This is a genomic window from Rossellomorea sp. LjRoot5 (genome assembly GCF_964253455.1).
In the GTDB taxonomy this organism is placed as follows: Bacteria; Bacillota; Bacilli; order Bacillales; family Bacillaceae_B; genus Rossellomorea.
On record NZ_CAXUQN020000001.1, the window covers coordinates 915,423 to 932,824 of the forward strand.

The following is a 17,402-nucleotide window of genomic DNA, read 5'->3' on the forward strand; positions in this document are numbered from 1 at the left end:
AAATAGTCTTGTTAATTACTTAAATAGGGGTGACATTAAAATGAACTACAGAAATATAATTAGAAACCAAATAGGTAAAAGTGGTAGAGGACCAGAAATAAATGAAAATAGCAGAAAAGGGGTTGATGGGGAGATAAATGCATTATGTATTATGAAAAAATATTACCTTGACACCAATGAGTTAGCCAAAGTTTTCTTTCTTAATCAAAAGAAAATAGAGCATGCTAAATAAAAAACATCCACTGCTTACTATGGAGTTATAGTACATTGGGTAGGTTTAAGCAATTTGATAGCTGTAATGTCTTAGGTAGAACTATTACAAAATGAAAACACTTGGAGCTCTTTACCTGTGCCAGACTATAAAGTTGATACTAATAGAAGCTGTTTAATTTAGTAGCATCAAGTAAATGGCATTTAAATTTGAGGCAGTTGTCATATCTATAAGCCGATCTAAGTTCCTTTATGTGTGATCTGAGTGTTCAAACTAGCATACTTTTGCCCGACTGTTTAAGAAGGCGACATATCACATTGAGACGTATCTGTGTACTTAACAACAAGTTTTGATGTTTTTGGCACAAAAGCTATATAATTTTCATAAATATATTCGATTAGATCTTCTCTTTTCACTAGCCATTTACGATCATTGCCTTTTGTCGCCTTTAATTTTCCATCTAATATATGAGGCTTTAAGACTCTGTAGTTCACATGTTTTCTCAACTCAAAAAAATCATCGAATCTAAAGATATATTGAACTTCTCTAAGTGTTAGGATTTTACCATTATCTAGATGGTTAATTTGATGTCGCACTATGAAATCATGCATGTATCCATTGTAATTAAAATCTGGTTTGGGCTCCCACTCCTTCCATAATTTAGAATCTGAAAGCTCTATAATGTCTGAAAGCCTTATGTTTGCGAAGTGTATTAGGTTTTTATCAAACGTATCTTTTACTGGCAGATAAAGATTTGAACTTTTAGCTACTTGCTCTTTTCTAAAGCTTTCATTTAAGGAGGGCTTACTGCTGGCAGTGCTAATAACGTTATTTTCTTTTAAACCCACCTCTACTTTTTCAGGACCAACCACTAACCTAAATTCGTACACACATTCTCCTGTTTTTAATAGTTGCGGTATAAATTGCACTAAGTAATAGTAGCTTCTACCTGCACATTTTTCATTTAAGTCTCTTATAGTATCCTGGTGTTCCTCTTTGAACTCCGGAGCTATCCATATATGATACTTTGCATTGAAACTTACCCCGTATTGTAATAACCTTGAGAAGTGATCGTTGTCACTTACAGTTAATTGATTTTCAATAACTACATTTTCCCTTGAAACTTTTGTTCTGCCTAAGACATCTACTCTTTTTCGGTTTTTGGCGTTCACCTCTTTTCCTATTACTTCTATATCTAACTTTATCACGTCACTTAATTCTCTTATTTTGTCATATTGAACTAGCCACGGAGTGAAATCTTTTGTTTCATTACTAAAGAACTTTCTGGGTTCTATTGTCTTTTTATCATGCAAACTTAACATTTCCCCTCCCCCTTCCCTATATGATTGATTAGTATTTTTACACGCAAAAAGATTTTCAAAGAGGCTTTTTATATTTTTTCCTAAATATTAATAAACAATTCCTTTTTGAAAGAAATTTAAAGCCAACGAGACCTTTTATTAAATTCCTTGGGATTGCTATGCTATGGCTGTAAAGTAGGAGCAAAAACACTCATTTGTGGTGAAGTTGAACTATAGCAGCAAGCTCTCATAGCAAAGTTAATAGTAATAAATTAGGATACACGATTATTCTACTTATGGAATAAGACCTCTCTTTGATCAGAATACAGATTATTCTTCGTATTATTACAAAAATAGTGTTATCAAAGTCTTTTATATCAAGCGAGTTGATAATACAGGATTATTAATCGGGTACATTCGGTAGTTGGAAAAATATAGTGTCTAGTGGAAGTTTTTATGGCTTCCGTTCTATTATTGTTGAATTCTAAACGGATGTTCAATTAAAGGGCCATATTGTTGAATAAAGCTTTTTGAAAATGGCAGTTTAAAATAGTAAATCGATAATATAGTATATAATACTTCCCTTGACCCTGTACTATAGTACAGGGTTTATACTTTGTATGAGGTGAGATAAATGCAATTTCGAATTGGAGAACTGGCTGAAAAGTGCGGCGTTAACAAGGAGACCATTCGATATTACGAGCGTTTAGGCTTAATTCCAGAGCCTAATCGTACCGAAAACGGATACCGAATGTATTCGAAGAAAACAGTTGATCGATTGAATTTTATAAAACGGATGCAGGAACTGGGATTTACCTTAAATGAAATTGATAAATTGCTAGGGGTTGTCGATCGCGATGAAGCGAAGTGTCGTGATATGTATGATTTCACTGTTCTTAAGATAGAGGACATCCAGCGTAAAATTGAAGATCTTCAAAGAATTGAACAAATGCTAGTGGATCTAAAAGAAAGATGTCCCGAAAATAAAGATATTTATGAATGCCCCATTATTGAAACACTGATGAGGAAATAAGAGGTGCAACAGGATGAAAAACACACTAAAAAGTTCAGGTTGGTTTCTTTTCGCACTAATCACATGTCCGTGCCATTTGTTTTTACTGCTTCCTTTGGTTGCAGGTACAGCACTAGGCTCATACTTTACGGAATTTAAAGATGTTATTTTCATCGTGATGGGTCTTTTATTTTTATTCGCCCTTTTCAAGGGCTGGAGAAAACTTGATCCAGAAACAAAAAGAGAAACAAAGAAAGAAACAACAACTCATGATTGCTGCAGCATGGAAAGGTTTAAATCATGAAGGAAAAAGTGTCTCAGTTAACTACTATATTTTCTGCTTTTGTTATGGCTGGATGCTGCCTGGGTCCGTTGATTTTTATACCCCTGGGTTTAACCGGTTTTGCCGGAGCATTAGCCTTCTACTCATTTAAATATCGATTATTGTTTAGCATCGTTACGATTATCCTTCTTGCTTACTCCTTTTACATGGTTTATGGAGGAAAGAGAAAAAGAAAAAATTCTATCATCGGCTTATGGCTCACGACATTTTTCGTTTTTTGTATGTTTCTTTTTTTATTTCTAGTTGAAGGTGGATTATAAAAATGAGGTGCTTATATGAGAGTACACTTAATCAAGATTATGATGCTATTATCGCTTTTGTTCGTGGTTAGTGCGTGTAATAACGAAAAAGAAACACAAAATACTATAGATGCTAAGGAGCATGTAAAAGCTACCATTGAAACAACTAAAACAGGGACATTCACGGTTTTGGGTATGAATTGTTGTCCGCCTTCAGTTGTTAAAGATGTTTTGAAACAAGTAGATGGTGTTGGCAAAACAACCATTAAAGTCAGTGGAAGTAAAGGCGAAGTAACGGTTGCCTTTGATGATAAGAAAACGGATTTACAGACAATAAAGATGTCTGTATCGGAATTTGGCCTTGGAGTCGAGTAGAAGGAGGAATTTTACATGAAAAAGTTTCAAGTAAACGTTCAAGGAATGACATGTACGGGTTGTGAAGAACATGTAGCTGTCGCCCTTCAAAAAATGGGGGCAAAAGAGATTGAGGTCGATTTTCGTCGCGGAGAAGCTATATTTGAACTTCCAAGTGACGTTAAGGTGGAAACAGCGAAAAATGCGATTGCCGAAGCCAAATACGAGCCAGGTGAAGCAAAAGAAGTACAACTGCATGAGCCTGTAAAGCTAGGCGAAGAAGGCGATTATGACTACATTATCATCGGTTCCGGTGGGGCTGCCTTTTCATCAGCCATTGAAGCTGTAAAATATGGGGCAAAGGTGGCTATTATTGAACGTGAAACAGTTGGTGGGACCTGCGTGAACATTGGTTGCGTTCCCTCAAAAACCTTGTTGAGAGCTGGTGAAATCAATCATTTAGCCAAAAACAATCCGTTTGTAGGATTGCATACGTCAGCTGGTGAGGTGGATTTGGCACCATTGATCAAGCAAAAAAATGAATTGGTAACGGATCTTAGAAACAGGAAATATGTAGATTTAATTGATGACTACGGTTTTGAATTAATCAAAGGGGAAGCAAAATTTGTAAATGAAAAAACGGTTGAAGTGAATGGAACGGAGCTATCAGCGAAACGATTTTTAATAGCAACAGGTGCTTCACCGTCTTTACCTGCCATTCCTGGAATAGATACAGTAGATTATTTAACAAGCACCACATTACTTGAATTAAAGAAAGTGCCAAAACGTCTTACAGTCATTGGCTCTGGTTATGTCGGTATGGAACTAGGGCAACTTTTTCATAATTTAGGTTCAGAAGTTACGTTAATGCAAAGAAGTGAACGTCTTTTAAAAGATTATGATTCGGAGATTTCAGAAGTAGTGGAAAAAGCTCTAGTTGAACAAGGAATAAATCTTGTGAAAGGAGCAACCTATAAACGAATCGAACAAGATGGAGACATAAAAAAAGTTCATATTGAAGTCAATGGCAAGAAGAGAATCATTGAATCAGAACAATTGCTGATTGCCACAGGAAGAACACCTAATACGGTAAGTTTAAATTTACCTGCTGCAGGCGTTGAAACAGGTTCGCGTGGTGAAATCATAATTGATGACTATTCGAAAACTACAAATGCTTGCATCTATGCTGCAGGAGATGTCACGCTTGGACCTCAATTTGTATATGTGGCAGCCTATCAAGGCGGAGTTGCAGCTGGAAATGCGATTGGTGGACTGAACAAAAGGCTTAATTTAGAATTGGTTCCAGGGGTTACGTTTACGACTCCATCAATTGCGACGGTTGGTTTGACTGAAAAGCAGGCAAAAGAAAAAGGGTATGAAGTGAAAACCTCCGTATTGCCGTTAGATGCAGTGCCCCGTGCACTCGTAAATAGAGAGACGACTGGTGTGTTTAAATTGGTTGCAGATTCAAAAACGTTGAAAATACTAGGAGCTCATGTGGTGGCAGAAAATGCAGGAGATGTGATTTATGGGGCAACATTGGCTGTTAAATTTGGGTTAACTGTGGAAGATCTCCGTGAAACCCTAGCTCCATATTTAACCATGGCAGAGGGATTGAAATTAGCTTCCCTGACGTTTGATAAAGATGTTTCAAAATTATCTTGTTGTGCGGGATAACAACACAATTAATCCACCGTTTAGGCAAGACGGTGGATTTTTCTAACCCTGGATAAGGTACGGGGTTTCATTTGATAGAAATAAGGCAAACGTATTATAGAATCAATATTCTGTGAGGAGGATAATAATGATTAAGAAATACGATCTTATTGTTATTGGTACAGGTTCTGCGGGTTCAATTGCAGCAGCAAAATGTAATAAAGCCGGTTGGAGCGTAGCTATGGTCGATGACAGGCCGTTTGGGGGCACGTGTGCACTACGTGGATGTGACCCAAAGAAAGTTTTGCACGGTGCTGCCGAACTAATTGATTGGAACAAACGGATGGTTAATAATGGGGTACCGTCTGGATTCTCCATAAACTGGAAAGATCTTATGAGCTTTAAAAGAACCTTTACAGATCATATCCCGGAAAAAAAAGAGCAAGCATTGAATAAACAGGGAATCGATACGTATCATGGCAATGCATCTTTCGTGAGTGAGGACAAACTTGAAGTGAATAAAGAAGTGCTCGAGGGGAGTTATTTCTTAATCGCAAGTGGTGCGAAACCTACTCCTTTGCCTATAGAAGGAGAAGAACATCTTACTTATAGTGATGAATTTTTAGAGTTGGATGAATTACCACAAAGAATCGTCTTTGTTGGTGGGGGGTATATTTCGTTTGAATTTGCTCATATCGCGGCACGTGCTGGATCAGAAGTTCATATTATCCATAGAGGTCAAAGACCTTTGGAGAATTTTGATATAGATCTTGTAGATATCCTTTTAGAAAAGTCGAAAGAGATTGGCATACAGGTACATCTTCAACATTCCGTTGAATCCATTGAAAAAGAACAAGGAAAGTTTCATGTGTACGCTCGAAAAAAAGAGGATATAACTCGGTTTGAAGCAGACATTGTTATTCATGGTGCAGGAAGGGTCCCTGCCTTAGATATGGATCTTGAAAAAGGGAATATAAAAAGGAAAAAACATGGTGTCCATGTTAATGAGTATTTGCAAAGTGTAAGTAACCCGAAAGTCTATGCAGCCGGGGATGCTGCAGCAACGGATGGCTTGCCCCTCACACCTGTAGCCAGTGCAGATTCTCATGTCGTAGCATCTAATTTATTGAAAGGGAACAGCAAAAAAATTGAATATCCCGTGATTCCATCTGCTGTATTCACCGTACCTAAAATAGCATCGGTAGGTATGAGCGAGGAGGAAGCCCAAAACTCTGGTCGGAATATTAAAGTAAAGCAGAAAAACATCTCCGACTGGTTTACATATAAACGGACAAATGAGGACTTTGCTGCGTTTAAAGTGCTGATTGACGAAGATCATGATCAAATTGTCGGTGCTCATTTGATTAGTAATGAAGCCGATGAACTTATTAATCATTTTGCAACAGCCATTCGTTTTGGAATTTCAACCAAAGAAATGAAACAAATGATATTTGCCTATCCAACAGTAGCTTCGGACATCGCACATATGTTGTAACTTTTATTAGATGTTTTTTCAGCACGATTTTTCCATTATCTCTTGCACACGCTTATTCAGAAAAGGGCGCGATTGGTGAAAATCAAAAGCTTAATTTCTCACTAAAAATAATGAGGAATTAAGCTTTTTTATCTTTCAAAATCCTTAACGTCTGTATTTACCCGACGGTACCTCGACTTTCAAGTATTTGATTTGTATATATAAAATCCTCGCTCAATACTATCCCTCCAAACTGTTGTTAACCACTCTATGCTTGAAATAATTATCATAGTTCAAAAAGGATACGTTAATAATTGCTATATTGATTAGATTGTTCAAGGAGTGCTTTATGATTTATACAATTGTATTATTCATTGTTGCAGGATTAGCTGAAATTGGTGGTGGTTATCTAATTTGGTTATGTCTCAGAGAAGGTAAGCCACTTTATTTGTGGATCTTTGGGGGAGTAGCCTTAGTTTTATACGGAGTCATTGCTACTTTTCAATCATTCCCATCGTTCGGTAGAGTTTATGCTGCCTATGGAGGAGTATTTATTGTTCTTTCTGTACTGTGGAGATGGGGCATTGATAAAAAACACCTGATTTATATGGTAGGGTTGGTGCTGGTATTTGCTTGGCTGGGGTATCAGTAATGTTGTTTGCACCACGTCAATAAAAAGACTTCTTCAAGTGGCGCTTTATTTGAAGAGTCAACCTAATAAAGTCGGTTCCTTAGCGTACAGGAAATTGACTATTTTAGATTGAGATTCGCTTAGCGTACGAAATTTCCGAAATGTTGGCGGTACCCCATATATGATAATCTACAAAAAATAGCTTTAAGTGCAATTACATCGAGGGAAAATAAAATGTTCTTCCGTTAAAGGGCGTTAGTGGAAGATGAGATCAAAATAAGACCTGACATTTTAGATATGTCTAATATGTGTAGTTCTTTTAATAACAAGCGTTAAAGTCCTATAACCTAAATATAACATTGGCTTTATAAGTATATGGATGATCGAGATGGTGATGGACTAGTAGGTGAGTAAACAGTTGCTATGTAATACAAATATAATGTCATATATGTTATTCCGTCTGAAAAATGACAAGGATCCTTGTTATAAAAGGGATCTTGGCATTTTTCATTATGTTATAAGTTACTCATAAAATCCCCATTAACGACAAAACAGAAGATATTCTAAAGGTCAGTAAGCTAAGATTCTTATTCTTCCGTTAAAGGGCCATTTAATTGAACATCGACATTGCCTAAAGTGGAGTAATTTGAAATAATTGGTAGAAGTAAACTAATTTTTAAGGGGCTAAAATTGTGAAGGATATAGAAATGAATATAAGTTTGAAATGTAGTGTTTGTGGAAATGATCAATTCTCCTTAATTGACAATAACAGTGATGATAAAAAGGAGGATACTGATAACATTTTCTTTAAATGTACTGACTGTGAGGTTGTTAAATCTAAAATGCAAATTATTGAAGAAAATAATTACATAATTGATGCAAACTTAATGGACTTACAAGACGACGTTATTAAGCAACTTATGAAAGATTTTAAGAAGGTGTTTAAATAGGAGGAAATTATGGATTACGTAAAATTATGGTTGGAATTTAAAGAGGTGTTCATTGATCTAGTTAAATATGGATTCCCAACAATTGCACTCTTTTTATCTTTACTCTCTTACTGGGATTCAAGAAAAACAAAAAAGGTTCAAGTTAGGCTAAACGAGTTAGAGGAAAAGCTTAAGAGATTTGAATTGGAAGACAAAGAAAAAGAGCGTGAAGAGTCAACAAAAGCAATGATTGAAGCAAGGATTATGAACATCTCTAGAGGTAAGTACAGAATGAAGTTGTGGAATTCTGGCAAAGTTACCGCCTACAATGTTGACTTTGAAACTCAGGAAGACTCGAAAGCTATAGTATTAAAAGAAAAGGTACCTTATGAGTTTCTAGAACCTGGAAAAAGCTTTGAAGAACACGTTATTGTTCATAGCGGGACTTTCAGAAAATTTAAAGTAACTACAATTTGGACCGATAAGCAAGGGAATAACTATTCAAAAGATCAAATTGTAACAATCTAGTATTAGTAAAAATGCATGGGACTTAAACCAAATAAAACAAGGTTAAAAGTAACCCAACGACTTGTAGAAGTCATCAAGTTTATTTTTGACTCATTTTTAAATTTAAGACATAAATGAGGGATAAAATGGTATTTTTAAAAAAACATGGATTAAGTAGAACGAAAATATATAAACTTTGGAAAACAATGAGGTTAAAGTGCTATGGGAGTAATGTAGATACCCGATATAAAGGGAAGGATTTATGGATATGCAGTGAATGGAAAGAAGATCCTGTAACCTTTGTGAAATGGGCTAAACAAAATGGTTATAAAGAAGGTTTGGAATTAGTTAGGAAAGACAAGGATGACGGTTTTTACCCAGAAAACTGTGTATTTCTTGAAAAGAAAGAAACAAGTAAAACTCATGGCATGAGATGGTCGAGATTATATAGGATTTGGACGCTAATGAAGCAAAGGTGTGTAAATCAGGATTTAAATTATTATGATAGATATGGTGGGAGAGGAGTTTCGGTATGTGACGAATGGATGGAATTTGAGGCTTTTGCAATGTGGGCGATGGAAAACGGTTATAAAGATGATTTGTCTATTGATCGTATAAATGTAGATGGAAACTATGAACCTAAAAACTGCAAATGGAGTACAGACGTGCAGCAACAAAGAAACAAAAGAAATAATCATTTTATAACTATTAAAGGCGAAACGAAGACTATCGCAGAATGGGCTGAGATAAGTGGACTCCCATATAAAACTCTGCAAAGAAGAATTTATACCGGCTGCAAGGAAGAACACTTGTTGTCTCCAATAGGATCACAGTACAAACATATTGAAATTAATGGTGAAAAAAAGCCATTGAGTGTTTGGGCAAAAGAAGCAGAATTACCTTACTCAACAATTAAAAGAAGATATGAAAAGGGTATTAGAGGGGACGATTTATTGAAAAGAGGAAGACTAAATAAAAATCCAGAGGAACAAATGTCATTTGATCTTTGAAAACAGTTACGAATTGTTTTTCAGACTTAGTTAAAGTTGTTCTCAGCCCGCGACTAATACAGAAACTTACAATTAAATACAATGTTCCAACGGATTTGTTTTTTCTAGGAATATATTTTGGGAAAATCAATCTCCTGTTAAAGAGGGCAAGAACCGAAGAATAACTAATTGATCTGGCTATTGATCTTTTTCAATTATTGGATTAACGGAGCAGAATACTTGAAGAAGAAAGTTAATGCAGAAACAAAGAACTTTAATTGAAAGCCTGTAAGAATGTGGTGAAACTATGGACATAAAAGACAAATTAAAGTTATTGCTAAGGGAGACTGTTTTAGATTTTGTAAATGGTGATTTCAAGAAAATTCACCCAAAATTAATAGATGAACTTACAATCGAGGACATTAAAGAAGAGTTGAATTACTGGGGTTCATTAACGGTTCCACCTGAATTTGCTTATGAGACCGTATATTATTATAAGTACGATGAGGGTTCAGGATATGCTATCGAATTTGACCTCTGGGTTGATAATCAACAAAGCGATTTAACACTATCTTGTGAAGCCGTTATAGACTCATATAATAATGTATTGTCTTTTAAAATCGAAAATCTACACGTTTTATAGTTCCTGCTTATTGCGCTAATGGGGGCATTACTTTAATTGAGGTGTTTAATTTGAGTGGCGAACAAACGATGTTAACAATTGATGTATCTAGTATTAAAACATCAAAAGGATGACATTTATTATTAAAAGAATCCCTTGAATTTCCTGATTTCTATGGTGAGAACTGGAATGCTTTTTGGGATGCAATAACAGGTCTTATTGAGCTACCAATGAGAATACAATTTATTGGCTGGTCTAATCTAGAAGAAAAATTACCTTCTGATGCCAATGCTTTATTAGAATGTCTTACTGATTTTAATGGAGAATATACTGACGAGAAAAGGGAATTCTTGTTTCGCTAACGGGTGCGAAAGTTGAGCAAGGAATTACAGGCAGCAAGTGCTGAATTCTTTGAAAAATATGAGCAATAATTTTTAATAAGCGTTTTATAGAATAGGGGGATTTAAAAGTGAGTTATTTTGAAAATTTTAATGTTGATATATTCTGGGATGATAGTGAATATGCAAAGAAAGAGTATATTTCAAAACCGCCTACAAATGAAGTCATTAATAAAATAGAAAATGATCTAGGGTATAAACTCCCTGAATCTTATATTTGGCTAATGAAAAAGCACAATGGAGGAACCCCAATAAATAATTGCTTTCCTACAAATACTCCTACAAGTTGGGCAAATGATCATATTGCTATAACAGGGATTTATGGGGTTGGATACGAAAAAAGTTCTTCACTTGGAGGCAATTTCGGTAGTAGATTTTGGATTGAAGAGTGGGAGTATCCAGATATAGGAGTTGCAATTTGTGACTGTCCATCTGCTGGTCATCATATGGTTTTTCTTGATTATAGAGAGTGTGGTCCTAATGGAGAGCCATCGGTTGTTTTTATAGATCAGGAAAACGATTATAAGATTACTTTCCTAGCGAACAATTTTGAAAGTTTTATTAAAGGGCTAATAAATGAAGAGGTTTATGAACAAGAATTTGATGATTATGAAATAGAAAGTATAGAAATAAGTGAGGATCTTTTAAAATTATTAAAAGATGAAGAATAAATCATTCTTAAACAAAAGGGGGCGTTAATTGAAGAAAATCCGTTTTTCAATCAGTAAATTTGCTACAAATTTGAAACCCTTTTGTAAGAATTATAACCATAATGGACAAAATTCGTTATGTTTTTTGTGCCATTTTTATAAACTACAATATATATTTCAGTGTTGCGGAAACGTGCGCGAAGGGTTAGATACGTAAAGGCACTCAAAAGCAAAAGGTATGCTGTAATATCAATAAAAAACAGCATACGAATAATGGTGCGAATTCGTATGCTTGAGACTATTGAATTTATACGTTGTGTACCTCTGAAGTGAAATACTTAGAAGTAAACTCTATGTCCTCTTTTTTTGGATGAATATGGTAAAATATAATTGTATTTTGACAATTTGAAGTTGGGAGGTATCTCCATGATAAATAAAGAGGAAGAATATAAATCTACTTTAAAGCTAATTCTCAAATGGTCTAAGCATTGGATGACTCCGAGTGCAAGAAGAAAATATTCAGGAGCAGGTGGAATGAAAGAACCAGCCCAAAGGACATTGGATTTTATAGCCAAGTTAGATGGGGCTTCATCTTACAAAGAGAGGTTAGATAGATTATACGTCTTTCTTAGTGAGAGGGAACAAGAAGAAAAACAAAGTCAGTTAATGGGAACAGGTTTTTATTTTGAGTTGATGTCACAAATTAGAACAGCATTTAAACAAGTTGAAAGAGGAGAACCTGTTCAGAGAAACATAAACAGGTGATATAAGAATGGATTTACCTGGATAGGAGGATGTAACTATTAAAATTATTCAAGATTCCTTTAATCAACTCATTTCAAATAAACTAAAAGAATTTCCTGAAATGGATAATCCCACAGAGAAGATTAATAAACTCATGGATGAATTACCTTCAATTATTGAAGAATCTACAGAAAAGTCATCCGGGTCAATTTTTAAATCGATGATATCTAATTTAGATAATTTATATTCAGAAAATAAGAAAGAGCAGCGAGAGTATTGTGAGCTTTTAGAATCTAAATGGTATCAAGCACTGTCTCTCTTACATGGAATCATTGTCATATCTACTGAAATATCTACTGATTTACTGGATAGATTCAATGAAGATGAATTTGATCTAAAAGAACTGGAAATATATTCGGTATTGCTAAAATTGCAATCTAGAGCTGTTTTAATCAGCAAAGAAATATTTTCACTAGTTGAAAATGGTTATCCGGACGGTGCGTTGGCAAGATGGAGAAGTTTGCATGAAAATGTAGTGATTTTTTCACTCTTAAAGAAAAATATTAAAGACACCACTTTCACTTTGGAGTTAATAGGAAGATTTATGGATTATTCACTAATAGAAGAATGGAAGTTTGCAAGAAAACTTTCTGCTGAAAAAGTAGAAAAGGGTTATTTTAAAGATTTAACTGACACTAGAGAAAAAATATTAAAGAAATACGGAGATAATTTTAAAGAGGCTAATATGTGGGCTCACCCATTATTTCCTAGAAAAAAGAAAATATTCTTCTCTGATTTGGAAACAGAAGCAGAATTAAATAACTTAAATATTTACTATAGTCAGGCTAACACTCAAGTTCACACTAGCCCTATGGGAATGTATGAGAGCCTTTCTTTGCAAGAAAAAGTAGATCAGAAGTCGTTTTATCTTTTTGGAAGCTCTTTTTACGGGAATGCTTTACCGATTCAATTAACAGGTATTTCGTTAGCCCAGATATCAACCGCATTATTATCAATTAATCCTAATATAGACGATATCATCGCTATGAAGGTAATAATGAAGTTTAATGACATGTGTAATAAAACATCAGATCAAATAAGAAGTGAAATAAAGCCAAAATAAAAAATTACTTTCTTTAGTAAATTATTGGTTAAAATACAATTTACTTTGTTATTAACTTATTTATAAAATATCATCACACAGTAACACCTACACCTAGCTTTGAGCGAGGGAGAAATCCTTTGCTCTTTTCCACTTATTTATAGTACAAAAGCACCTCTTGACTGCCTTGGTATTACTTGCCTCGGGATTAACGGATCTCGTATTTTAAACTCCTCCCTTATTTGTAGATAACTTCTTAGGTTGATAAAAGGAAGAGAGAATAAATAAAACCTTATTAAGCTAAACGGGGGCGTTATGGGAAGATTATTGCAAAGGTTTTATAACATTGATTATAAGTACTAAATTATCTCCAGTAATTAGGCCAAATTGCGAAGTAACATTTATATTGCGAAGTAGACATATACTAAGCAACAAATTTTTAAAAAGGAGGGCTACCGCGTTTATTCTGGTGAGATTCTATTTTTATGACCACATTCTGTACAAAATTTAAATTTTGCACTTCACAATAATTAGAACATCTAGTAATGTATTAATATTATTTTATATAAAAATCAAGAACTGCATTTACTTTATGTTGGATCTCAATAAGCAATGTATGTAATTTTTCTTTAGGTGGGTTTCCTAAAATTAGCTCAAATTTTTTATTAATTTGAGCTCGTTCTTTTACCGGGTCAAAGGTATCTACCTTTGTGGAGATGGGTTCAAGTTTTGTGATATGTATTAAGTCAAAGATGTTTCCATCTTTTTTACATTGAAGACAGTTCCATTCACTCGTCACTGCATCCATGGTTGTGTTTTCCCAGCAATGGGGACATGGAAAAACAATTGTCATCTCGTCTGCATTAAAGACATAATCAATTTTTCGTGTTTTAAAGAATGATAATACAACATAATGTTTGCCCATATAGTCACTCCCGCGCCCACTTAGGTTTTACACGAGCAGCTTTCATAAATACTTTAAAGTCATGCCCGGTTACAATATACTTGTTTCCAAAACAATATGAAGCCATCTTTCCATCTCGGCACCAGCGGCGAACTGATTCTGGGTGCATACCAGTTAGGTCAGATATATCTTCAATATGGAGAACGACATCATCAGGAACTTCAAATAATTGTGATAATTCAATTTCCATACAATCAACTCCTTATCACACATATTACACATATTGAACAACAACTATTCAAACTGAAAAAAAATTATCCCCTCTGTTTGCCTTCACTCTATCAAAAAACTTATAATTAAAATAAGAAATAAATATTAATGAGATAAGAATTAATGCATTTTGTACAGAAGGACTGGACGAATGTATTGTGGATTTTACACAATACGTTTGTCCTTTTTTTGTTAGGAGGAAAGATAGTTATGAGGGAATAGAATTACTTTAATCACGACATATAGTAATAATCAATTTCAATATAAGGAGGGGAGACATTGGGAAAGTCGATTGAGAGTTATCCAATTGTTCTTAAAGCAAGTCATATTGCTGAAATACTTGGTGTTTCAGAACCTACTGCGTATAAACTAATGCGAGAGAAAGATTTTCCTTTGATTAACATCTTAGGACGAAATATGAGAGCTCTTCGCAATGAATTTTTCAATTGGTTAGAAGAAAAATCAAACAATTCTTAACCAACAATTGTGCGTTTGAATTTTATTTAAAACAGGGGGGAAGTTGAGCTATGAAAAATAATAATCATGAAGGAAATATAAACAAGAAATGTTTGAAAGCTAGGTATGTCAGAAAACATACTCCAGTATCGGATAAGAGGGGAAAGGAAGGTAAAAGAGAATACTTAATTATTCAAAGTAAACCCAAGCAGCGGATGCAAAACCAACAGTTAAGTAATAAACGACCTTGGAGTTTAAAAGAAGTAAGTCAATTCCTAGCAGTAGCTGATAAAGAAGGAAAAGGTCTATTATATGACTTTACGCTTTCCACAGGATTAAGACTGGAGGAGGTTTTAGCCCTACCTTGGTTCAATGTGGATTTAAAACAGGGGACCGTTACAGTATCAAGAAGCGTTTCCTTCTTTTTAAATGGAGGGGCTGATCTTAGTACATCCAGGAGTCACCATCGTACGATATCCCTACCTCCATCCCTGGTCGAGAAAATGAAGAAGCATAAAGAGGAACAAAATGAAATTAAGCAACGACTGAGGGAAGATTATCGACATGGGCTTGACCTTGTATTTCCCAGAATGGATGGGGGATTACGTAACCCTTCAAGTATTCGATTTCAATTATATAGGCTGATAGAGAAGGCAAACGTATGGCAAATCAATTTCCATGAATTGCGTAATATACACGAGAGCAGGCTGGTTCAAAGTGGAGCACATCCTCAGTTCATACAAGAAAGATTAGGGCGTTAAAAACTTTGAAACACTTCTTACTCTATACATAACCTAGGCAGTGATATTGTATATAGCTAAAGATAGAGTTTTGAGTAAAAGAGTAATTCCAGCTGTATGTCATAATTCAAACAAGCTATTGAGACGTATAGGTAAATCGCAGGTTCAGAAGAATGAATATCATCAATAAATGAAATAACCATTCTAGGTCGGGTAAGTGACTACTGTAAATATTAATAGGAATAATTTGCACAGAAGAACTGGCAAATGGATTGTTTTATCAATCTATTTGCCTTTTTTATTTTTAAATATTGCAGGTAATTAGAATTTTCACCTCTGGTTTGATAAAGGGCATTGCATTATATATTTGGTGGCATGTGTTCATACTGTTGATGACCACGTGCTTACCTAAAATAGGAGGTAAGTTAAGCTTATGGCTAGTGTAAAGACGAAAGGAAAAGGAAATAAAAAACGTTGGGTGGTAAGGTATGACGGTGCGCCTGATCCTGTGACAGGAAATAGGAAACAACTTCAAAAGACTTTCAAGTCAAGTAAAGAAGCAGAAGAGTTTAGATCACAAGTAACGTTAAATAGAAGTTATCAAGGTGAAATGAATCAAAACGGGACTTCCAGCAAAAATGATGTAGAGGTGGAGGAAATCTTATTCTTCGAATATGCGACTAAATGGTTAGAAGTCGAGTACTTCCAAAAAGTCAGACCCACAACATTCAAAGCAGGCCGTTACTTTATGGAGAAGCACATCTGTCCATTCTTCGGGGGTAAATACCTTTCAGACGTTACAACTCAAGACATCAAGGAGTTTTATGCCAAACTGAAACGAGATGGATATGCTCAAAAAACGATCAGCAGCATTCACAAATTCCTATCGAGTTTCTTTCAAGCTACAATCGAAAATGGGGTCTTAACGGAACACCCGATCAAAGCCATTAAGAATAAGCCAAAAGATCCCATCCGCATAGCCCACCCTTGGAGTTATGCAGAGGTCGATCAATTCTTAGCAGTAGCTGAAAAAGAGGGGAAAGATGTAATGTATGACTTTACCCTTGCGACTGGGTTAAGGCAGGGGGAGGTCTTTGCCCTTCCTTGGTTCAATGTAGATTTGGATGGGAAAAGAGTCACTGTAACAAGAAGTGTTTCCTATGATGAAAATGGAGAGCCGGAGCTTCTACCGAAAGCTCCAAAGAGTTACCGAACGTTGTCCTTACCCACGTACCTGGTAGAAAAACTGAAGGTGCACAAAGAAAAGCAAGATATGATGAAACAGCGAATCGGTAAAGATTATCACCATGAACTTGCCCTGGTATTTCCAAAAATGGATGGCGGATTCCAAAATCCATCTAATGTGCGCAGGCAACTATATAATCTGATGAAAAAGGCGAACGTGAGGAGGATTACGTTTCACGAACTAAGACACACGCACTCTAGCTTGCTCATTCGAAGCGGAGCACAACCCAAGTTGGTGCAGGAAAGATTAGGTCATGAAGATATAGAAACCACATTCCGATATTATGGCCATCTTTGGCCGAATGCGGACCATGAGGCTGTTCGGGGCTTGGAGAAAGAAATGGAGAAACATAAAAATCAAAGGAATGTCTGAAAACAAATGTGGACTTGTGAAGGTGAAGGGATATACAAGGGAAAAAGAGAAAATTGAGGGAATATAAAAAAACCCTTGAATATCAAGGGTTTCAGGTGTATGGAGCATAGCGGGATCGAACCGCTGACCTTTTGGCTGCCAGCCAAACGCTCTCCCAGCTGAGCTAATGCCCCGTGAATCGGTCAAGATTTATTATAAGAAAGTTCAGAGTGTTCGTCAATGCTTTTTAAAAATTATTTTTTAGCAATGGAA

Annotated in this window: 20 protein-coding genes, 1 tRNA gene and 2 pseudogenes; 19 read left to right on the forward strand and 4 right to left on the reverse strand. The window is 35.3% G+C overall.

From position 1 onward, the window contains the following. The first annotated feature begins 40 nt into the window (after nt 1-40). Nucleotides 41-232, forward strand: a complete 192-nt coding sequence (locus ACSQ2E_RS04565; RefSeq protein ID WP_159362658.1) for a hypothetical protein — start codon at nt 41-43, stop codon at nt 230-232. Nucleotides 233-507: 275 nt separating this feature from the next. Here ACSQ2E_RS04565 and ACSQ2E_RS04570 read toward each other — a convergent pair whose 3' ends face one another. Beyond that, nucleotides 508-1,533: a hypothetical protein gene (locus ACSQ2E_RS04570; protein ID WP_159362657.1), complete on the reverse strand. Its 1,026-nt coding sequence runs from the start codon at nt 1,531-1,533 to the stop codon at nt 508-510. Between the two features lie 613 nt (nt 1,534-2,146). Here ACSQ2E_RS04570 and merR1 point away from each other — a divergent pair. From merR1 to ACSQ2E_RS04645, 15 genes and pseudogenes are all read left to right on the forward strand, one after another. Next, nucleotides 2,147-2,545 (forward strand): mercury resistance transcriptional regulator MerR1, encoded by a 399-nt coding sequence (merR1, locus tag ACSQ2E_RS04575; protein ID WP_079533366.1) that lies wholly within the window; start codon nt 2,147-2,149, stop codon nt 2,543-2,545. 13 nt (nt 2,546-2,558) lie between these two features. Further along, nucleotides 2,559-2,828: a hypothetical protein gene (locus ACSQ2E_RS04580; RefSeq protein WP_079533368.1), complete on the forward strand. Its 270-nt coding sequence runs from the start codon at nt 2,559-2,561 to the stop codon at nt 2,826-2,828. Further along, nucleotides 2,825-3,127, forward strand: a complete 303-nt coding sequence (gene merT / locus ACSQ2E_RS04585; protein WP_079533369.1) for a mercuric transport protein MerT — start codon at nt 2,825-2,827, stop codon at nt 3,125-3,127. The genes ACSQ2E_RS04580 and merT overlap by 4 nt, the downstream gene beginning before the upstream one ends. 15 nt (nt 3,128-3,142) lie before the next feature. Further along, nucleotides 3,143-3,481, forward strand: coding sequence for a mercury resistance system substrate-binding protein MerP (gene merP, locus ACSQ2E_RS04590; protein ID WP_079533371.1), 339 nt, complete (start codon nt 3,143-3,145; stop codon nt 3,479-3,481). Between the two features lie 15 nt (nt 3,482-3,496). After that, nucleotides 3,497-5,137, forward strand: coding sequence for a mercury(II) reductase (merA, locus tag ACSQ2E_RS04595; protein ID WP_159362656.1), 1,641 nt, complete (start codon nt 3,497-3,499; stop codon nt 5,135-5,137). A gap of 127 nt (nt 5,138-5,264) precedes the next feature. After that, entirely contained in the window at nt 5,265-6,611 is a 1,347-nt protein-coding gene (locus ACSQ2E_RS04600) for a dihydrolipoyl dehydrogenase family protein (RefSeq protein ID WP_201449567.1), read from the forward strand. 328 nt (nt 6,612-6,939) lie between these two features. Continuing rightward, nucleotides 6,940-7,265, forward strand: a pseudogene (locus tag ACSQ2E_RS04605) (YnfA family protein). A 648-nt stretch (nt 7,266-7,913) separates the two neighbouring features. Beyond that, nucleotides 7,914-8,171 carry an ECs_2282 family putative zinc-binding protein gene (locus ACSQ2E_RS04610; protein ID WP_201449566.1) on the forward strand — a complete coding sequence of 86 codons (258 nt, stop codon included), beginning with the start codon at nt 7,914-7,916 and terminating at the stop codon, nt 8,169-8,171. Nucleotides 8,172-8,180: 9 nt separating this feature from the next. Beyond that, nucleotides 8,181-8,678, forward strand: a complete 498-nt coding sequence (locus ACSQ2E_RS04615; protein ID WP_159362654.1) for a hypothetical protein — start codon at nt 8,181-8,183, stop codon at nt 8,676-8,678. A 125-nt stretch (nt 8,679-8,803) separates the two neighbouring features. Continuing rightward, nucleotides 8,804-9,667, forward strand: a complete 864-nt coding sequence (locus ACSQ2E_RS04620; protein ID WP_320324105.1) for a hypothetical protein — start codon at nt 8,804-8,806, stop codon at nt 9,665-9,667. 286 nt (nt 9,668-9,953) lie between these two features. Then, nucleotides 9,954-10,289 carry a DUF7668 domain-containing protein gene (locus ACSQ2E_RS04625; RefSeq protein ID WP_159362651.1) on the forward strand — a complete coding sequence of 112 codons (336 nt, stop codon included), beginning with the start codon at nt 9,954-9,956 and terminating at the stop codon, nt 10,287-10,289. A 68-nt stretch (nt 10,290-10,357) separates the two neighbouring features. After that, nucleotides 10,358-10,630, forward strand: a pseudogene (locus ACSQ2E_RS04630) (barstar family protein). Between the two features lie 107 nt (nt 10,631-10,737). Continuing rightward, nucleotides 10,738-11,337: an SMI1/KNR4 family protein gene (locus tag ACSQ2E_RS04635; RefSeq protein WP_159362650.1), complete on the forward strand. Its 600-nt coding sequence runs from the start codon at nt 10,738-10,740 to the stop codon at nt 11,335-11,337. Between the two features lie 405 nt (nt 11,338-11,742). Beyond that, entirely contained in the window at nt 11,743-12,081 is a 339-nt protein-coding gene (locus ACSQ2E_RS04640; protein WP_159362649.1) for a hypothetical protein, read from the forward strand. A 100-nt stretch (nt 12,082-12,181) separates the two neighbouring features. Beyond that, nucleotides 12,182-13,183 (forward strand): DUF5677 domain-containing protein, encoded by a 1,002-nt coding sequence (locus tag ACSQ2E_RS04645; RefSeq protein ID WP_159362648.1) that lies wholly within the window; start codon nt 12,182-12,184, stop codon nt 13,181-13,183. Nucleotides 13,184-13,718: 535 nt separating this feature from the next. On the opposite strand, the gene ACSQ2E_RS04650 is transcribed toward ACSQ2E_RS04645, so the two are convergent. Next, on the reverse strand, nt 13,719-14,087 hold the full coding sequence (locus tag ACSQ2E_RS04650) for a hypothetical protein (protein WP_159362647.1): 369 nt from the start codon (nt 14,085-14,087) through the stop codon (nt 13,719-13,721). Between the two features lie 4 nt (nt 14,088-14,091). Further along, nucleotides 14,092-14,316, reverse strand: a complete 225-nt coding sequence (locus ACSQ2E_RS04655) for a helix-turn-helix domain-containing protein (RefSeq protein WP_159362646.1) — start codon at nt 14,314-14,316, stop codon at nt 14,092-14,094. 299 nt (nt 14,317-14,615) lie between these two features. On the opposite strand from ACSQ2E_RS04655, the gene ACSQ2E_RS04660 reads away from it, so the two are divergent. From ACSQ2E_RS04660 to ACSQ2E_RS04670, 3 genes are all read left to right on the forward strand, one after another. Next, nucleotides 14,616-14,813 (forward strand): helix-turn-helix domain-containing protein, encoded by a 198-nt coding sequence (locus ACSQ2E_RS04660; protein ID WP_198257854.1) that lies wholly within the window; start codon nt 14,616-14,618, stop codon nt 14,811-14,813. Between the two features lie 50 nt (nt 14,814-14,863). Next, entirely contained in the window at nt 14,864-15,553 is a 690-nt protein-coding gene (locus ACSQ2E_RS04665) for a tyrosine-type recombinase/integrase (RefSeq protein WP_159362644.1), read from the forward strand. A gap of 412 nt (nt 15,554-15,965) precedes the next feature. Then, nucleotides 15,966-17,150, forward strand: coding sequence for a tyrosine-type recombinase/integrase (locus tag ACSQ2E_RS04670; protein WP_159362643.1), 1,185 nt, complete (start codon nt 15,966-15,968; stop codon nt 17,148-17,150). A gap of 100 nt (nt 17,151-17,250) precedes the next feature. On the opposite strand, the gene ACSQ2E_RS04675 is transcribed toward ACSQ2E_RS04670, so the two are convergent. Further along, a tRNA-Ala gene (locus ACSQ2E_RS04675) sits at nt 17,251-17,323 on the reverse strand. Nucleotides 17,324-17,402: the final 79 nt, after the last annotated feature.

Bases quoted from the DNA above. Each gene is read 5' to 3' on its own strand.
- ACSQ2E_RS04645 (WP_159362648.1), top strand. From the start codon at position 12,182: ATGGATAATCCCACAGAGAAGATTAATAAACTCATGGATGAATTACCT.
- merP (WP_079533371.1), top strand. From the start codon at position 3,143: ATGAGAGTACACTTAATCAAGATTATGATGCTATTATCGCTTTTGTTC.
- ACSQ2E_RS04650 (WP_159362647.1), bottom strand. From the start codon at position 14,087: ATGGGCAAACATTATGTTGTATTATCATTCTTTAAAACACGAAAAATT.
- merT (WP_079533369.1), top strand. From the start codon at position 2,825: ATGAAGGAAAAAGTGTCTCAGTTAACTACTATATTTTCTGCTTTTGTT.
- merR1 (WP_079533366.1), top strand. From the start codon at position 2,147: ATGCAATTTCGAATTGGAGAACTGGCTGAAAAGTGCGGCGTTAACAAG.
- ACSQ2E_RS04565 (WP_159362658.1), top strand. From the start codon at position 41: ATGAACTACAGAAATATAATTAGAAACCAAATAGGTAAAAGTGGTAGA.
- ACSQ2E_RS04620 (WP_320324105.1), top strand. From the start codon at position 8,804: ATGGTATTTTTAAAAAAACATGGATTAAGTAGAACGAAAATATATAAA.
- ACSQ2E_RS04655 (WP_159362646.1), bottom strand. From the start codon at position 14,316: ATGGAAATTGAATTATCACAATTATTTGAAGTTCCTGATGATGTCGTT.
- ACSQ2E_RS04625 (WP_159362651.1), top strand. From the start codon at position 9,954: ATGGACATAAAAGACAAATTAAAGTTATTGCTAAGGGAGACTGTTTTA.
- ACSQ2E_RS04570 (WP_159362657.1), bottom strand. From the start codon at position 1,533: ATGTTAAGTTTGCATGATAAAAAGACAATAGAACCCAGAAAGTTCTTT.
- ACSQ2E_RS04600 (WP_201449567.1), top strand. From the start codon at position 5,265: ATGATTAAGAAATACGATCTTATTGTTATTGGTACAGGTTCTGCGGGT.
- ACSQ2E_RS04665 (WP_159362644.1), top strand. From the start codon at position 14,864: ATGAAAAATAATAATCATGAAGGAAATATAAACAAGAAATGTTTGAAA.
- ACSQ2E_RS04640 (WP_159362649.1), top strand. From the start codon at position 11,743: ATGATAAATAAAGAGGAAGAATATAAATCTACTTTAAAGCTAATTCTC.
- ACSQ2E_RS04580 (WP_079533368.1), top strand. From the start codon at position 2,559: ATGAAAAACACACTAAAAAGTTCAGGTTGGTTTCTTTTCGCACTAATC.
- merA (WP_159362656.1), top strand. From the start codon at position 3,497: ATGAAAAAGTTTCAAGTAAACGTTCAAGGAATGACATGTACGGGTTGT.
- ACSQ2E_RS04615 (WP_159362654.1), top strand. From the start codon at position 8,181: ATGGATTACGTAAAATTATGGTTGGAATTTAAAGAGGTGTTCATTGAT.
- ACSQ2E_RS04670 (WP_159362643.1), top strand. From the start codon at position 15,966: ATGGCTAGTGTAAAGACGAAAGGAAAAGGAAATAAAAAACGTTGGGTG.